General features: G+C 55.7%; 15 protein-coding genes. 10 read left to right on the top strand and 5 right to left on the bottom strand.

Annotated elements, in window-relative coordinates; genetic code table 11:
• The first annotated feature begins 37 nt into the window (after positions 1 to 37).
• From cybC to FDW97_RS15945, 10 genes are all read left to right on the top strand, one after another.
• Positions 38 to 424: a cytochrome b562 gene (cybC, locus tag FDW97_RS15895; protein ID WP_038636643.1), complete on the top strand. Its 387-nt coding sequence runs from the start codon at positions 38 to 40 to the stop codon at positions 422 to 424.
• Positions 425 to 734: 310 nt separating this feature from the next.
• Complete coding sequence (locus FDW97_RS15905) at positions 735 to 1,043, top strand: PRD domain-containing protein (protein ID WP_016151467.1); 309 nt, start codon at positions 735 to 737, stop codon at positions 1,041 to 1,043.
• Between the two features lie 10 nt (positions 1,044 to 1,053).
• A complete protein-coding gene (locus tag FDW97_RS15910) occupies positions 1,054 to 1,416 on the top strand; it encodes an SFCGS family glycine-rich protein (RefSeq protein WP_038636646.1) in 363 nt (120 codons plus the stop codon).
• A gap of 2 nt (positions 1,417 to 1,418) precedes the next feature.
• A complete protein-coding gene (locus FDW97_RS15915) occupies positions 1,419 to 1,718 on the top strand; it encodes a DUF4312 family protein (protein ID WP_038636649.1) in 300 nt (99 codons plus the stop codon).
• A 22-nt stretch (positions 1,719 to 1,740) separates the two neighbouring features.
• Positions 1,741 to 2,517: a DUF4311 domain-containing protein gene (locus FDW97_RS15920; protein ID WP_006686375.1), complete on the top strand. Its 777-nt coding sequence runs from the start codon at positions 1,741 to 1,743 to the stop codon at positions 2,515 to 2,517.
• Positions 2,518 to 2,528: 11 nt separating this feature from the next.
• Positions 2,529 to 3,173, top strand: coding sequence for a DUF4310 family protein (locus FDW97_RS15925; protein WP_038636652.1), 645 nt, complete (start codon positions 2,529 to 2,531; stop codon positions 3,171 to 3,173).
• Between the two features lie 58 nt (positions 3,174 to 3,231).
• The gene (locus tag FDW97_RS15930; protein ID WP_137351299.1) at positions 3,232 to 4,365 is read left to right on the top strand and encodes an amidohydrolase/deacetylase family metallohydrolase; all 1,134 of its coding nucleotides are present in this window, start codon (positions 3,232 to 3,234) and stop codon (positions 4,363 to 4,365) included.
• A complete protein-coding gene (locus tag FDW97_RS15935) occupies positions 4,349 to 5,467 on the top strand; it encodes a DgaE family pyridoxal phosphate-dependent ammonia lyase (protein WP_087857479.1) in 1,119 nt (372 codons plus the stop codon). The genes FDW97_RS15930 and FDW97_RS15935 overlap by 17 nt, the downstream gene beginning before the upstream one ends.
• Positions 5,464 to 6,204 (top strand): KDGP aldolase family protein, encoded by a 741-nt coding sequence (locus tag FDW97_RS15940; protein ID WP_137351300.1) that lies wholly within the window; start codon positions 5,464 to 5,466, stop codon positions 6,202 to 6,204. The genes FDW97_RS15935 and FDW97_RS15940 overlap by 4 nt, the downstream gene beginning before the upstream one ends.
• A gap of 21 nt (positions 6,205 to 6,225) precedes the next feature.
• Positions 6,226 to 8,139, top strand: a complete 1,914-nt coding sequence (locus tag FDW97_RS15945; protein ID WP_137351301.1) for a BglG family transcription antiterminator — start codon at positions 6,226 to 6,228, stop codon at positions 8,137 to 8,139.
• A 68-nt stretch (positions 8,140 to 8,207) separates the two neighbouring features.
• On the opposite strand, the gene FDW97_RS15950 is transcribed toward FDW97_RS15945, so the two are convergent.
• From FDW97_RS15950 to tssK, 5 genes are read right to left on the bottom strand one after another with little or no spacing between them, the layout of a single operon-like run.
• Positions 8,208 to 8,600 (bottom strand): DUF4280 domain-containing protein, encoded by a 393-nt coding sequence (locus FDW97_RS15950; RefSeq protein ID WP_085048426.1) that lies wholly within the window; start codon positions 8,598 to 8,600, stop codon positions 8,208 to 8,210.
• On the bottom strand, positions 8,597 to 9,520 hold the full coding sequence (locus FDW97_RS15955; protein ID WP_249359799.1) for an ImpA family type VI secretion system protein: 924 nt from the start codon (positions 9,518 to 9,520) through the stop codon (positions 8,597 to 8,599). The genes FDW97_RS15950 and FDW97_RS15955 overlap by 4 nt, the downstream gene beginning before the upstream one ends.
• A complete protein-coding gene (locus tag FDW97_RS15960) occupies positions 9,517 to 13,056 on the bottom strand; it encodes a type VI secretion system protein (protein WP_249359801.1) in 3,540 nt (1,179 codons plus the stop codon). The genes FDW97_RS15955 and FDW97_RS15960 overlap by 4 nt, the downstream gene beginning before the upstream one ends.
• Positions 13,056 to 13,805 (bottom strand): DotU family type IV/VI secretion system protein, encoded by a 750-nt coding sequence (locus tag FDW97_RS15965; protein ID WP_137351303.1) that lies wholly within the window; start codon positions 13,803 to 13,805, stop codon positions 13,056 to 13,058. Before FDW97_RS15965 ends, FDW97_RS15960 begins: the two co-directional genes overlap by 1 nt.
• Positions 13,786 to 15,123, bottom strand: a complete 1,338-nt coding sequence (tssK, locus tag FDW97_RS15970; protein ID WP_137351304.1) for a type VI secretion system baseplate subunit TssK — start codon at positions 15,121 to 15,123, stop codon at positions 13,786 to 13,788. Before tssK ends, FDW97_RS15965 begins: the two co-directional genes overlap by 20 nt.
• Positions 15,124 to 15,136: the final 13 nt, after the last annotated feature.

Here is a 15,136-nt window from a genome sequence, read left to right on the forward strand (position 1 = left end):
TTTGTTTATTTTTGAATAATAAAAAAGGAAGTGAGCAATGCGTAAACACCTGTTAGCGATCGTCGCAGCTTCAACGCTGATTCTTGGTTCTTCTGCGTTTGCAGCCGATCTTGAAGACGATATGGGGATCCTCAACGACAACCTGAAAATCGTCGAAAAAACGGATAATGCGACTGAGCTGAAAGACGCGTTAACCAAAATGCGTGCAGCCGCGCTGGACGCGCAAAAGGGAACGCCGCCGAAGCTGGAAAACAAATCCCCGGATAGTCCGGAGATGAAGGATTTCCGCCACGGCTTTGACACGCTGATCGGTCAGATCGACGGCGCGTTGAAGCTGGCGAACGAAGGTAAAGTCAAAGAGGCGAAAGCCGTTGCGGAAGACCTGAAAAAAACACGCAACGAAAACCACAAGAAGTTCCGTTAATTTGCTCTATCCGGCCTGCATAATTGTAGGCCGGATAAGACGCCAAAGGCTATCCCCGTCACATTTTTTCAACTTTAGAGCTAGAGAAATCATTCGCCGAACAGGCTGTTTTCTGCTCATCTCTTGCGATGCCCGTCACAGTTTCCCGCCTCTAAAGCGCAAATATCGCCTTTTCTGCGGCATAGATCACTATCGCTGCGCCTCTTTCCACTTCGAAGTGGAAAACAACTCGCTACAAACTTTTAACCCCCGCCGCTAATTTACCCTCAGAGCCATTAGTGGGGTAAGACGAGTGAATAACGGAGCTGTAATGAATGACATGGGGGAATCGGTTGAACTGGCCGACCGCATGCTGGCGCAAGTGTATGCCTTGCTGCGTGAACGCCACATTATTCCCAACGCCGTACAGGAACAGATGCTGACGTCGCATGTTCGCGCCATGGCGCACCGCTCGGTAACGGGTGAACCCTTACCAGAAGTCGATGCCAGCTTGTTTGATGAAATATCTGCCGAATCAATGGCGCTTGCCCGCGACGTGGTCGCTGAGTTTGGCAATCTTCCTGAGGAAGAGGCCTGGCTGCTGTCGGTGCACTTCGAAGTCGCGAAAGACAACCTTTAAGGAGCAAAAGATGGATCAAATTACCGTAGTGATTGGCGATCGCCTGGGTAAAGGCCAGAAAGTGGCGGCAGGCGTTGAGAAAGCGGGTGGCCGCGCGGTCGTGGTGCCGGGTGTCGCGGCAGATATGAAGCTGGGCGATGTGATGAAAGCGGAAAACGCCACCTTTGGGATCTCGTTTTGCGGTAGCGGCGGGGCGGGCGCGATTACCGCGCAAACCAAATATGGCTACAAGGCGAAATATGGCATGCGCTCGGTCGATGAAGGGGTAACCGCCATCAACGAAGGCTGCAACGTGTTGGGGTTCGGTTTTATGGACAAAGAAGAACTCGGCGAGCGCCTGGTACAGGCGTGGCAAAAGAAATACGGCGCTTAAGCATGAAAGAGCAATTCACCACCACGGTGAGAGTCACGGGTAAGGGGGAGGCTAAAGCGCGCGCCTTTGCCGACGCCCTGAACCACGTTCAGGCTGCGGTGATGAAAGCGTCCCCGCATATCTTACTGCGTATTGAGCCACAGGATGTGCAGGTTGTTCAAGCGCGTGAAACGGTGCGCAAAGAGGCGTTTTTGTTCCTCTTCCTGCGCCGGGAAAGACGCACCTTCAGCGTAGAGCTGGACGTGACCGTCAACGTGACTGCCATCAATCTCGACAAGGTGGATTTCGTTACGCAACGCTGATCTTTTATTAAAAGGCATAATTATGTTCCTGATAATATTAATAAAATCGCTCATCATCGGCGGCCTGGTTGGCGTCGGTGTCGGCGCTGGGGCTGCACGCATGTTTCATGCGCCGACCACTCAAGGGATGGGCGCGTTTCGTACTCTGGGAGAACTGAATTCCTGTGAAGGGGATCCGGCTTCTCACTTCTCATTCGGTCTGGGCTTTTTCTTTAACGCCTGGGCTTCTTCCGTTGCCGCAGGGGCGTTCACGCAGGACGTCGACCATCGCATCATACCCAACTGGGGGGCCGCCGCGCTGATGATCAAAAATCGCAACGTTGGTGAAACGCTGCACGATCCTAAGCGCATGGCGATCGCCTGCGGTGTTATCGGCATGATTGTCGTGACCTTCCTGAACCTCACCGCGTCATCCGTACCGGAAGCGCTACAGGTTACTGCCGTTAAGGTGCTGGTGCCCGCGGCAAACCTGCTGGTCAACACCGTGATGCCAGTGATCTTCTGGCTGGCGGCGATTGATGCCGGCAAGAAATCCGGCTTCTGGGCTACCGTTTTTGGCGGCGCGGCGCAGTTAATTATGGGTAACGCCGTCCCGGGTCTGGTTCTGGGCATTTTGATCGGCAAAGGTGTTGAAGAGAGCGGCTGGAACCACGTGACGAAAGTGATGATGGTGGCTATCGTCGCGCTGTTCGTCCTGAGCGGCTTCTTCCGCGGCTTCGACATGAAGATGATCGAATCCTTCCATCTGACCGTGCCTGACTGGTTGGAACTTATCCATAACTCGCTCAGCGGTAAATAACGGAGGCCATAATGGAACAGAATAAAGGTTTTTGGTTCGCCGACTGGTCGTTCCCGATCTTCGTTGGCCTGCTCTCATCCGGCGTGTTTGCCGGAACGCACATGTACTACCTGTACGGTATCGGCGCATTCAACGAAGTGGCGTTTGTGGCGATGTTGAAAGCGGGAATGGACACCGGCTCCTACGGGGCGGTAGCGGCATTTGGCGCCAGCTTCCTGTTTGCCCGCATCATTGAAGGTTCGCTGGTGGGGATTCTGGATATCGGCGGGGCGATCCAGACCGGGGTCGGGTTAGGCGTTCCGGCGCTGCTGCTGGGCGCGGGCATTATCTTCCCGGTCGCCAACTTCGCTGCCTCGCTGGTCACCGGCCTGGTGATTGGTCTGGCGATTGGCTACATCATCATTCTGGCGCGTAAGTTCACCATCAATCAGAGCGACTCAACCTACGGAGCGGACGTGATGATGGGGGCCGGTAACGCTTCTGGCCGCTTCCTCGGTCCCTTGATTATCCTCAGCGCGATGACGGCCTCTATTCCGATTGGCGTGGGTTCGCTGCTGGGTGCGCTGCTGTTTTATATCTGGCAAAAACCGATCACCGGCGGGGCGATTCTCGGCGCGATGATCCTCGGTTCCATCTTCCCGATTGCGATTAGCTAACTGTTGATTTGTAGGCCGGATAAGGCGGTTACGCCGCCATCCGGCAAAGGAGAGAACGATGTTTGATTTACTCCTGCGCCATGCGCGTCTGGTCGATGACACGCTGACTAATATTGCCCTTCAGGATGGCAAAATCGCGGCGTTGGGTGACGTTGATGGTCCGGCGCTGAAAACCATTGACCTGCGCGGCGAATGTTACGTTAGCGCGGGTTGGATTGATTCTCACGTTCACTGCTACCCGAAATCGCCGATTTACCACGACGAACCGGACAGCGTGGGTATTGCCACTGGCGTAACCACCGTGGTGGATGCCGGGAGTACTGGCGCTGATGATATTGACGATTTTTACACGCTGACCCGTGGCGCGGCCACCGAGGTTTATGCGCTGCTGAATGTTTCACGCGTTGGGCTTATTGCCCAAAACGAGCTGGCTGACATGGCCAATATTGACGCCGATGCGGTGCGGCAGGCGGTGAAACGTCACCCGGACTTTATCGTCGGCCTGAAGGCGCGCATGAGCAGCAGCGTGGTAGGGGTTAACGGCATCACGCCGCTGGATCGCGCCAAAGCGATGCAGGCGCAAAACGGCGACCTGCCGCTGATGGTACACATCGGCAACAACCCGCCAGATCTGGATGAGATCGCCGAACGCCTCACCGCGGGCGACATTATTACCCACTGCTACAACGGTAAGCCGAACCGCATTCTGACGCCGCAAGGTGAGTTGCGGGCGTCAGTGACGCGGGCGATTTCACGCGGCGTGCGTCTGGATGTTGGGCATGGCACCGCCAGCCTGAGCTTTGCGGTGGCAAAACGCGCTATCGGCCTGGGTATTTTGCCGCACACCATCAGCTCCGATATTTACTGTCGTAACCGTATCAGCGGCCCGGTGCATTCCCTGGCGAATGTAATGTCGAAATTCCTCGCCATTGGCATGTCGCTTCCGCAGGTCATTGAATGCGTTACCGCCCATGCTGCCGATGGTCTGCGCCTGAAACAGAAGGGGCGACTGCAGGTCGGTCTGGATGCCGATTTAACCCTCTTTACGCTGAAACGCCAGCCAACCGTGCTGGTAGATGCAGAAAACGACAGCCTGCAGGCTGAACAACTGCTGGTGCCGCTTGCCGCAATACGTGCGGGTAAGGGCTATATGACCGAACAAGGGAGCGCGGAACATGCCTTCGATTTTTGAGAAATACAAATTAAAACAGGTGATTAACACATCAGGTCGCATGACGGCGCTCGGTGTCTCTACGCCGCGACCCGAAGTGGTTGAGGCCGCGATGGCGGGGATGAACCAATACTTTGAGATGAAAGACCTGGTGAATAAAACCGGTGACTACATCGCGAAATTGCTGGAAGTGGAAGGGGCAACCGTTGTCTCCTGCGCTTCGGCCGGGATCGCCCAGTCGGTCGCGGCTGTGCTGGTTAAAGACAGCGACTGGTTGCTGGAGAACCTGCACGTCATGCCCATCGACAACAACGAAATCGTGTTGCCCAGAGGCCACAACGTCAACTTTGGCGCGCCGGTGGGCACCATGGTAGCGCTTGGCGGCGGCAAGGTCGTAGAAGCCGGTTATGCCAATGAATGTTCCGCGGCGCAACTGGCAGCGGCCATCACACCGCGCACCGCGGCCATTCTGTATATCAAATCTCACCACTGCGTACAGAAAAGTATGCTCAGCGTGGAGCAGGCTGCGGTGGTGGCGCGCACGCATAATCTACCGCTGATTGTGGACGCGGCGGCGGAAGAAGATTTGCAGTGCTACTACCGCGTGGGCGCAGATCTCGTTATCTATAGCGGCGCGAAGGCGATTGAGGGGCCAACCAGCGGTCTGGTGATCGGTAAAACTCAATACGTTGAGTGGGTAAAACGTCAAACGGCGGGTATTGGCCGGGCAATGAAGGTGGGTAAAGAGGGAATACTTGGCCTGACCTGTGCTATTGAACTGTACCTCAACGCGCAGAAAGAGAGCGGTGCGGAAATGGTCGAGAAAATGACGCCGTTTATTAATAACTTGAATCAGCTTCACGGCGTGAGCGCCCGCGTGGTGTGGGACAGCGCAGGGCGCGATATCGCACGCACGGAAATTAAATTTGACGAAGCGGTAACCGGGATCGCCACTGGCGAACTGGTCGACGCGCTGAAGCAAGGGGAGTACGCGATTTACTTCCGCGGTTACAAAGCCAACGAAGGCATTATCGAAGCCGATGTACGCAGCGTTGATCGCGCGCAACTGGAGATTGTGGCCCGTCGAATTGGTGAAGTGATTTCGCAGGAGAAAAAAGCATGAAACTGATCCCTAATTTTTATCGCGACCGCGTCTGCCTGAACGTACTGGCAGGCTCCAAAGAAAACGCCCGGGAGATTTACGCGGCGGCGGAAGGGCATGTGCTGGTTGGCGTACTGTCAAAAAATTACCCGGATGTCGCAAGCGCGGTAACGGATATGCGTGAATACGCGGCGCTGATCGACAATGCGCTCTCCGTGGGGCTGGGGGCGGGCGATCCTAACCAGTCGGCGATGGTCAGTGAAATTTCCCGTCAGGTGCAGCCACAGCATGTTAATCAGGTCTTTACCGGCGTGGCGACCAGTCGCGCGCTGCTGGGCCAGCAGAACACGGTGGTCAACGGTCTGGTTTCGCCAACCGGTACGCCGGGACTGGTAAAGATATCCACCGGTCCGCTAAGCAGCAAAGCGCCGGACGGCATTGTGCCGGTAGAAACCGCCATTGCGCTGCTCAAAGATATGGGCGGTAGCTCAATTAAATACTTCCCAATGGGCGGCCTGCAATGCCGTGACGAGTACATCGCGGTCGCCCGGGCCTGCGCGCGTCATGACTTCTGGCTGGAGCCAACGGGGGGGATCGATCTGGATAATTTCAGTGAAATCCTGCAGATCGCCCTCGATGCCGGCGTGAGCAAAATCATTCCTCACATCTATAGTTCGATTATTGATAAGGTGAGTGGTAACACCCGTCCGGACGACGTACGCCAACTGATGGCGATGACCCGGGCCTGCGTAGGCTAATTGACAGATGAGGAAACTGACGTGCGATTCCCCAACCAACGTTTAGCGCAGCTATTTGGCATGTTGCAAAACGAAGCGCTTCCACAGGACGAGCTGGCGCAGCGGTTGTCGGTTTCCACACGCACCGTACGGGCGGACATCACCGCGCTAAACGCGCTGCTCTCCCAGTATGGCGCGCAGTTTGTCCTCAGCCGGGGTAACGGTTATCAGCTCAAAATTGACGATCCGGCAAGTTTTCATACCCTGCAGACGCAGCAGCCTGACACGTTGCTGCGTATCCCACGCACCAGCCAGGAACGGGTTCACTGGCTGGTGGTTCGCTTTCTGACTTCGGCCTTTTCACTGAAGCTGGAAGATTTGGCTGATGAATGGTTTATCAGTCGCGCGACGCTGCAAAACGATATGGCAGAGGTGCGCGAGCATCTGCAACGTTATCATCTGACGCTGGAAACGCGCCCGCGACACGGCATGAAGCTGTTCGGCAGCGAGATGGCGATCCGCGCCTGTTTGACCGATCTGTTGTGGATGCTGGCACAGCAGGATCCGCAGCACCCATTGGTGACGGAAGAAGCATTGAATGCCGGGCTTCCTGAGCGGCTGCAACCCGTTTTGCAGGACATTTTCGCCCGTTTTCATATCCGCCTGACCGATGAGGGCGAGCTGTTTTTGCGCTTGTACTGCGCGGTGGCGGTACGGCGGATTAGCGAAGGGTATCCGCTACCGGAATTTGCCGCAGAAGAAGCCGAGCAATCTGTATGCCTGGCCACACGGGAAATCGCGGCGGTATTGCATCGGTTGGCGGATAAACCGCTCTCCATTTCTGAAGAGAACTGGCTGCAGGTGCATATTGCTGCTCGCCAGGTTCAGGAGATCGCTCCCAGTGCCATCAATGCGGATGATGATGAAGCGCTGGTCAATTACATCCTGCGGTTTATCAACAGCCAGTACAACTACAACCTGTTGAATGACAAGCAGTTACATGCCGACCTGCTGACGCATATTAAAACGATGATCACCCGGGTGCGTTACCAGATAATGATCCCAAATCCGCTACTGGAAAATATTAAACAACACTATCCGATGGCATGGGATATGACGCTGGCCGCCGTCTCGGGATGGGGCAAATATACGCCGTACACCATCAGTGAAAATGAGATTGGTTTCCTTGTCCTGCATATCGGCGTTGGGCTGGAACGTAGTTACAACATTGGTTATCAAAGGCAACCGAAAGTTCTGCTGGTATGCGATGCCGGAAATGCGATGGCACGGATGATTGAAGCGGTGTTGGCGCGTAAGTATCCGCAGATAGAAATCGTCGATACCGTGACGCTACGCGACTACGAACAGCGGGAAAGCATCAGCGAAGACTTCGTGATTTCGACCGCGCGGCTCGGAGAAAAAGATAAGCCTGTGGTGATGATTGCGCCGTTCCCTACCGATTATCAACTGGAGCAGATTGGCAAACTGGTGCTGGTCGACAGAACCCGTCCGTGGATGCTGAACAAATTTTTCGATGCCGCCCATTTCCGCGTTATCGATGGCCCAATGGATCAACAAACGTTGTTCAATACACTATGCCGTCAGCTGCAGGATGAAGGCTTTGTCGATGCGGAGTTTCTTGATTCGGTGGTCGAGCGTGAGGCCATCGTCAGCACTATGCTGGGTGACGGCATCGCCCTGCCGCACTCCCTCGGTCTGTTGGCAAAGAAAACGGTGGTCTACACCATTCTCGCCCCGCAGGGTATTGCCTGGGGCGATGAAACGGCGCACGTGATCTTCCTGCTCGCCATCAGTAAAAGCGAGTATGAAGAAGCAATGGCGATTTATGATATTTTCGTCACTTTCCTGCGCGAGCGGGCCATGACGCGACTCTGCGCGTGCCGGAATTTCACCGAGTTCAAAACGGTCGCCATGGAGTGCGTGAGTCGCTTTTAAAGACGCTGCGATTATCCTGCAGCGTCGTCTCCTGCAATCGTTCCCCCCTTAATTTCAAGGGCATCACATCACGGCACAACGGTCATTACCTGGCCGGGGAAGCTAATCTGGATCACGCCGCCCCACATGCAGATCAGCTTTGACTGGGCGGTGAGTGCGGGCATATTTCCCACTAATACCGTGGGTGAGCCCGGCGCCCAGGGGGCCGGTGTGGCGGGGATACACGGCATTGGCGTCAGCACGCCGAGCGCCGCCGCGGTTGCGGCTGCAACGGTCGGGTTAGCTATGCTGTTGCACATCCCGAACGGCAGAATGTTTACAAACGGTTTGTTATCCATAATATTCGCCATCGGCAGGTTGTTGACGATGGTTCGGCTGGTGGGCAACACGTTCAGCGTAGCTGGCGCTATACCAAACGAGCATTGCAGCATCGCGCCAGTACATACGGCAGGACAACTCATGGCAGTACCCCCAATTGTTTCCACAGTCGGCGAGCGGACTCATCGCCGCTAATCAGTTCATTGAGCAATTCAGGTAGCGGCGTATTCCCCCAGGCAAAGGCGCGATAGAGCAGATAAGGCACCGGGCTGTGTGGTTCAGTACGCGCCAGGTAATCCGCGACCTCTTTAATCATCCGATACGCTTCCCCGCGGTGGGCAAATGCAACGGGATTACCAGGCACTGGTGCCGCTTCTTGTACGACAGGCTGTGAGGGGACTGGCACGTTAGCCCCCAATGCTTGCAGGCAGGTTTTAATTTTTTGTTCCAGCGGATTGAAAGACGGTGCGGATGCTGCGGGCCAGCCCTGACATACGGTATTAAGCCGCGTAAGCCATTCAAGACTTGCTGTTAGCGCCGTAACGATCGACTCTTCCGCCCCAGGTAGGGGAACGTCTGATAATTTTCCCTGCTGCCACTGTGATAAGGAGATATGCTCTCCATTCGCTATAAATAGCGGAGCTTCGGCGACCAGAACGGCGTAATGCTGCGCCATCCAGCAAAGTGGGGCGGCGCGATAATCATAGTCGCCCTCTTTGATTTTTGGGTGCAATTCCTCTGGATAACGCTCCAGCGCCAGCGTGGCCAATGCCAGAGCATCGGGCAAAGACGTTAAGCCTTGTGACCGAATCCATGCCTCACCCAGCCAGCTCATAATCACCAGATCCTTGCTGAGCGTTTTTGTCAGCGACGTGGCGATCTGTGCGACGGCGTCCCAGTCAGCGCGTCGCGGCGTGCTTTGCCAGACGCCCGTGGGCAGCGTTTCGTCATCCTGCTGGCGAGCGGCGACCAGTCGGTCGAACTCTGGTGAATAGCGGATCGCGTCTCCGCACGGTTTATCCGCCTGAATAGGCGTCAGTAATGCCTGAATATGTTCCATCATTTTCCTTGTGATAATCCCTGTTCGGTAAGCGGTACCCACGGTAGCGGCGCTTTGCCCTGTGCATCCAACAGCGCGATCTGCCAAAAGACGGTGGTTTGTAACTGTTGCTGACCATCTCCCACAGGAAGCGAAAAGCGTAATGGCAGCGGTTGCGCCAGCGCGCCGCCGACGCGCTGTTGGTTGATCATCCTCAGCAGTGACCATGCCCCCTGCCAGCGCCAGCGACCAGTATCACCGCTTACCGTTACACCTGTCTGTGACAGACCTGGCATTGGTCGCCAGGCGGAGTTAGTTGCCCAGCGTAGACTAAAGTTCAGGCTGTCTCCGCTACGCCAGTGCAGATCCGTCGTGCCGCCGGGGTAGCTTATTGCCTGTTGATTGCCGGTAAGCCGCCAGTCGGCAATTTGGTCAGCGCCGACCTCGCGGTGACGAGAGGTGCGCCAGATAACGCGTAACGTAACCCCTTCCGGACTGACCAGCGCGGAAAGTAATGGCTGCGCCGCCGCCAGTTGTTGAATCAATGGCGGCTGCGCAGAGAGCGTTTCTGGAGGGAGCTGCGCGAGTAAAGTCGTGAGTTCGCGAACCCGATCGACATCGGCATCCGGTGCCTGTGGCGCGGCGGTAAAGGGGAAATGCCCCGCCAGCCAGACGTTGTACAGTGTGAAGATTTGCCCCACCGCGCCTATGCTCGCCTGCTGGCGTAGCTGCTGGCATGTTTGCTGCGATGCGTTTACCAGCGCGTTCAGCGATTGGCTGTAAAAATCGTTACCGCCGGAAGTGGTGAACTGCGCCAGCTCGCTCTGACAATTCTGAGCGGAAAGCGTGGGCAGCGCGGCGGCAAGCGTGGTCATTTGCATCGGCGGGCTGCCAGGATCCTGTTGTTGCAGCCGCTGCATTGTGGCCAGTGAACTGCTCCAGCGGACGATAAGCTGGTTTTCCGTCGTGGTAAGCCATGGACGCTGTTTGTCGAGCCAGTCGATATCCTGCTGATAGCGGGTCAATGCGCCGGAGATTTGCGCGGCTTGCGCGTTGGCCCAACCGGCAATCTTCTGCCCGCTGATCTGCGCCTGCTCTGCCGTGGCGTAATTCACGGCGGGAGGGGCGATCGCCGGCAGTAACGCGCCGCCGTCCTGGCGCACGCGGGCAATCACCTGGGCTGCGGCTTGCTGACGTAATGCGATGGCAAACTGAGGACGATTAAGCTGGTTGAACGCGTCAATGAGTTGATCCGCGCTAGCCGTACTGAGATTGCTATGGTCAGGTGACTCGGCTGCCCCCGAGTACAGTGCCTGAAGCATGGCGTTTTCAACTGCTTGCCGGGCCAGCATAGTGAGTTTGGGACGCCAGATACTGTCCGGAAGTTGTTGTATAAAACGCTCATATCCGCCAAACAGCGCCAGTGCCTGCTGGAGTTGTAGATTCCCGGGATAACCTGCTGTTGTGTCGGTCGGCAGGCTCGCCCCACGCTGCCAAAACGGTTGATTGAGCAGATCGCGCAGGCTTTTTTGCAGCGCGACAACATCCGGTGACACGCTGAACTCGCCTTCCGGCGACTGCTCGGTTAGTGAGGAGAAATGCAGACGGGAACCATCGACCTGTGCCAGAAAGCGTTGGCGCAATAAGGCTTCATGACGTAACACTTCTTGAATCACATCATTGTCGATCAGTCGGAGCGTGCGTGCCTGGGTGAGGAGCTCATCCAACGGCAGCCGAATAGGTGAGTGAGTCGCATTGCGGCTAAGATTATTAATCGTAGTTAGCGTGGCCTGTAAACGGCTGACCTGACGGATTAAGGAACGCACAAATAGCGGAGTAACCCGTGAGTCATTGCTGAATAACGTCAGTAACTGTTCGAGCTGCTCTTCGTTGTTATCCAGACTGGTGTTGCCATAATTCTGCTCCAGCCAGCGCATCGTTTCGCGAGAAAAATACTCGCTGTTTCGCTGCGTTAATTCACTGGCGTCAGGCAACTTGAGGCGTGAAAGGTTGAGGGTGGCAATCATCCCATTCAGACGATCCTGCGACGGTAGCGATTCTGTATCTACGGTCACGCCCCAGATGCTGGCGCTGACGTTTGCCAGCGTCTGTATAGTGGGTTGCTTCACCTGCATTAATTGCAGTAATGGTAAATAACGCGACTCCATTTGCTTTGCCTGGCTAAGCAGGTGCTGAATCTGGCGGTAACGCTCCTCGGGCAGTAGCTCCTCCTGCTCGGACATCTTCTCACTTTGACTTTGCAGACAGATGCTGTTGGTCGCAGGTAATAGCAGGCTGGCTAACGTGGCGTTATTAAAGGTGTCCCGTAATTTTGTGTCGGTATGGCTGAACAAGGAACCGGGCCAGACAACAGATCGAAACTGCCACTGTGGAATACCGTTAAGCACTCGCCAGTACAGTGCGGTGGATCGTTCGCCTGCGTTATTGGCGCGCAGGGTTTGTGTGGCCAGCACTTGCAGACGATCGTGTAGTAAAACGGCGTTGGTATGTTGGTATTGCCAGCTCCAGATCATTGCCGCCAGCCAGATAACACAAAGACAGCTATAACAGGCGAGGGTAATGAAATGGCGGCGCAGATTCAGGCGCAGCAGGCGGCGGACCGGGAGCGCCAGACCACGCTCGGTGGCAATTTTGCCGCTCAGTAGCGTCTGGCAAAACTGCATCCGTGGTTTATCATGGGTTAGCGTACGGGCGACAAACCAGATCCCACGCAATAGTGGAGGTTCATCGCGGGCGTTGCTGTTAAACAGAGAATCGAAATAATCATGTAGCGGGGCGGCTAGCGGCAGGAGGTTTTCCGGCAGACGAAACAGATCTTCCGGCGTATTTCCCCGCAGCGCGCCGAGTTCCGTGATGAGCATGCGCAGTGAGCTTCGGGTATTGTCCAGCGCGCTGTCTATCCACTGTGGCTTCCAGATGGCCTCTCTGGCGACCGGGATGGCACTCCCGATGGGGCTGCGACGAGCCTCCTCCGGCAACATGGCTAACAAAGACGAAGCCCCTTCCAGTGCTTCTACACCGCTTATCAGCAGGTAGACCGGTAAACTCAACCCACATACTTGCTGTAGCTGTTGGCAGTTGTTCAGTAGGCTGGCGCGAGCGGCCTCATCGCCGTGCAACTCATCCAGCGACAGGGTGATAATCAGCGCGTCCAGTGGACGCTGCGGACGACTTTTCACCAATGCCGCGAGCATTTTTTGCCAGTCATTCTGGCGAATAAGCCGTTTTTTCGCGGTAGTTTGCAACGTTTGCGGCAGGCACAAAACACTACACTGAGGGTTAAACCACCATTGCCCGAACCAATACTCCTGGCCATCGGTGAGTGACCAACTGCGACAAAGCAGACGGTTATCTTCTTCGTCGCCCAGCATCAGTATGCGCATACTGTCATAAGGATCCTGACCGCCGCAGGCGCGCTGGATCTCTTTTTGCGCACGGATGAACGTATCGTTGCGGTATTCCCACTGCCACCAGACGCACCAGAGGGTCATCGCCAGCAGCACCAGTACAATAATCAGCAGAGTCAGCCAGTGTTGCATCACCTGGAATCTCCCTGGCAGGACTGGGTCACCGGGAAATCAGGCAACGTATTCACGCCGATAGCATCTTCAATACTTAGCCACAATCGTTGGCTTAACAGCAGCAGAGCGAGCAGTATGATGAGGGCAATCAGGTGCAGACGTGAGTTGTCAGGCAGGCGACGGTGCGCCGGAAGCTGTAATGGCGTTCCCAGTGCTGCAGATTCCATTCGCTGGGCAATATCGCTGAACCTGGCGTCATGCTGGAAAGCAAAATGCCATAGCAGTTGACAGGTTTCCTGGTGGGTCTGTGGATCAAAATCGTCACGCCGGGAACCGAACCCCAGCGTCAGGCAACGTAAATAAAGCGCGGCTAAATCGTGTTGTCCGGGGCTGCGCTCATTGAGTAACGCGGTGATCTTATGAGGGATCAGATCGCCGGCGCTATGGGTCTGCCACAAATGGTACTCCAGCGGGCAACTCTGCCAGAGTGAGAGGGCTGGCCAGTCGCCATAGAGTACAGATTCATCAATCAGCGCGACCAGGGCGTAAACCGCGTCATCAATCTGCTGCTGAAAGGGGGTACCCAATTCACGGATTAGACGTCGGTTATACTCTGCCACCGCCTGACTGGCGTACTCAAAAGCCTCGGTGTGCAATTCATCAGGCGGCAGCGTGGTGCTTTTCCAGCGTTCAAACTGCGCCAGCCAGCGAGAGAAGACGTCATCAAACAGACGGCAGGCAGGCATATCAGGATTCGTAGGCGTCATGGCGATCCTCCTGACGGTAAAGCATGATCCGCTGCGGCATGTCATCGGTTTCATGCAGCGGAGCAATGACCAGCGGCGTCTCTTTTTCAAACCACTGGGTGGTAAGCGTTAACGTGAACAGAGCGATACTGCTGTCGACTTCCCAGTCGCCGTGCTGTTCGGCGGACAGTGGAGTGAGTGTCATCCCATGCATTCGCTGACGACGCAAAACGGCCAAAAACGGTTGGCTGGCGATAAGGCTCTTTTGTAACCAGCTTTCTGCTCTGGAGGTGCTGCCAGCAGGCATCAGCAGACCAATCACTACCTGTTCTCCGGCATGGATATTCGCGGGGAGCTGAAGCGAAAATATGTTATCCAGTTTGCTGAAGTTGATCCGTTGATAGCGGCGATGAATATGCGCCAATTGATTTTTCAACATGGTGAAAAGGGAGGCGAATGCCGGCTGCATGTTTTGATAATCGAAGGTCGGCAGTAAGGGCAGGGTTTTATCCTGGGTCAGAATTGACGTCTGCCCGAGAAATAAACACAGCGCGCGGTAAAGATCCTCAGGGTGTGGACGCCCACCGTTAATCAGGCTTTCCAGCAGCGGTAAAGCCCCTTGAATACTTTGTAACGACAGCGTTAGCCACAGCCAGTCATTGGTGCGTTGGCTCTGTTGCGCCAACTGCATTTCCCGGCTTAAAAACAGAATTTTTTCTCTTGCCTGTAAGCAGAGTTGTCGCGTGTTGCGGGAAAGATAGCTCTCTTCACTGACGCTGGGCGAGGGCGGAAACCAGTCGCTCTGACGAAATCCTGCTTCGGTATACACTATCTGAAGTAGCGGCAGACAGATTAAATCGGCGCGTTCATGCTGACAAACCAGGCGTGGTGCGGGCTGCCACAGCGAAATACTTTCAGGAAATTCTCCGCTGCTCAGATCCGGCATTGGGGCGCTGTTCGTTGAGCGATAGCGGTCATTCATCAACTGCCACTGTTCGGCGCGGTTTAGCGGCGGCAGCGCCAGCCAGAGAATATGTTCACTGTCCGGCGCGGCGGGGAGTAGATGTTGGCAGTCGAACTCCAGCGGCGAGTCGCGGCTGATATCGTACTCAATCGGCGTGCCGTCGGGCATGATTGCCTCAAGACGCAGGATACGCAGCATACCGGCACACAGTGCGGCTTCGTCGATATGTAGGTGGTTAACGCCCCAGAATCCGGGATTGGCGCACCGCGCCAGCATGGCGGGAAGCATTTCATTGCGCAGCGCCTGTAACTGGAAATGTTGCGGCAACATCGCCATCCCTTCGTACCAGCAGACCATTGCCGGAATCGTGCTCATAGTATCTTCCTTG

The organism is Citrobacter sp. wls708, from assembly GCF_005281255.1.
GTDB classification, from domain to species: Bacteria; Pseudomonadota; Gammaproteobacteria; order Enterobacterales; family Enterobacteriaceae; genus Citrobacter; species Citrobacter werkmanii.

Bases quoted from the DNA above. Each gene is read 5' to 3' on its own strand.
- FDW97_RS15940 (WP_137351300.1), top strand. From the start codon at position 5,464: ATGAAACTGATCCCTAATTTTTATCGCGACCGCGTCTGCCTGAACGTA.
- FDW97_RS15965 (WP_137351303.1), bottom strand. From the start codon at position 13,805: ATGACGCCTACGAATCCTGATATGCCTGCCTGCCGTCTGTTTGATGAC.
- FDW97_RS15935 (WP_087857479.1), top strand. From the start codon at position 4,349: ATGCCTTCGATTTTTGAGAAATACAAATTAAAACAGGTGATTAACACA.
- FDW97_RS15910 (WP_038636646.1), top strand. From the start codon at position 1,054: ATGGATCAAATTACCGTAGTGATTGGCGATCGCCTGGGTAAAGGCCAG.
- FDW97_RS15925 (WP_038636652.1), top strand. From the start codon at position 2,529: ATGGAACAGAATAAAGGTTTTTGGTTCGCCGACTGGTCGTTCCCGATC.
- tssK (WP_137351304.1), bottom strand. From the start codon at position 15,123: ATGAGCACGATTCCGGCAATGGTCTGCTGGTACGAAGGGATGGCGATG.
- cybC (WP_038636643.1), top strand. From the start codon at position 38: ATGCGTAAACACCTGTTAGCGATCGTCGCAGCTTCAACGCTGATTCTT.
- FDW97_RS15915 (WP_038636649.1), top strand. From the start codon at position 1,419: ATGAAAGAGCAATTCACCACCACGGTGAGAGTCACGGGTAAGGGGGAG.
- FDW97_RS15950 (WP_085048426.1), bottom strand. From the start codon at position 8,600: ATGAGTTGTCCTGCCGTATGTACTGGCGCGATGCTGCAATGCTCGTTT.
- FDW97_RS15960 (WP_249359801.1), bottom strand. From the start codon at position 13,056: ATGCAACACTGGCTGACTCTGCTGATTATTGTACTGGTGCTGCTGGCG.
- FDW97_RS15930 (WP_137351299.1), top strand. From the start codon at position 3,232: ATGTTTGATTTACTCCTGCGCCATGCGCGTCTGGTCGATGACACGCTG.
- FDW97_RS15905 (WP_016151467.1), top strand. From the start codon at position 735: ATGAATGACATGGGGGAATCGGTTGAACTGGCCGACCGCATGCTGGCG.
- FDW97_RS15920 (WP_006686375.1), top strand. From the start codon at position 1,741: ATGTTCCTGATAATATTAATAAAATCGCTCATCATCGGCGGCCTGGTT.
- FDW97_RS15955 (WP_249359799.1), bottom strand. From the start codon at position 9,520: ATGATGGAACATATTCAGGCATTACTGACGCCTATTCAGGCGGATAAA.